This window comes from Staphylococcus sp. HMSC055C03 (assembly GCF_001809385.1).
GTDB lineage: Bacteria > Bacillota > Bacilli > Staphylococcales > Staphylococcaceae > Staphylococcus > Staphylococcus simulans.
Window position 1 is genome coordinate 37,042 of sequence record NZ_KV797505.1, and the last position, 471, is coordinate 37,512.

Annotated in this window: 1 pseudogene; it reads left to right on the forward strand. The window is 46.7% G+C overall.

Annotated elements, in window-relative coordinates:
• Window positions 1-471, forward strand: a pseudogene (locus HMPREF2603_RS09265) (collagen-like protein); the annotation flags it as partial.

Genomic DNA, 471 nt, shown 5'->3' on the forward strand with positions numbered 1-471 from the left:
GTGAAACAGGCGCAACAGGAGCCGCAGGTAAAGATGCCGCACCATTGACAGTGACTGGTGAAACTAAAGATGGTCAAGGTAATACTGTCGTTAACTTTAGTGATGGTTCGCATGTAACGATTTCTAAAGGGGACAAAGGTGATACTGGAGGCCAAGGAGCTAAGGGTGACAAAGGTGATACAGGAGCAACCGGAGCACAGGGTGCGAAAGGTGAAGATGGCAAATCAATCACAATCACATCAACAGAACCACAAGCGAATGGTGATATCAAAGTCAACTTCAGTGACGGTAAATCCATCGTAGTACCAAAAGGTGCTAAGGGAGATAAAGGAGAAGATGCTGCACCGTTAACAGTTGTCAATGAAACAAAAGACGCAGCTGGTAACACAGTGGTCCACTTCAGCGACGGTCAAACAGCAACAATCTCTAAAGGAGATAAAGGTGAAACAGGCGCAACAGGAGCCGCAGGTA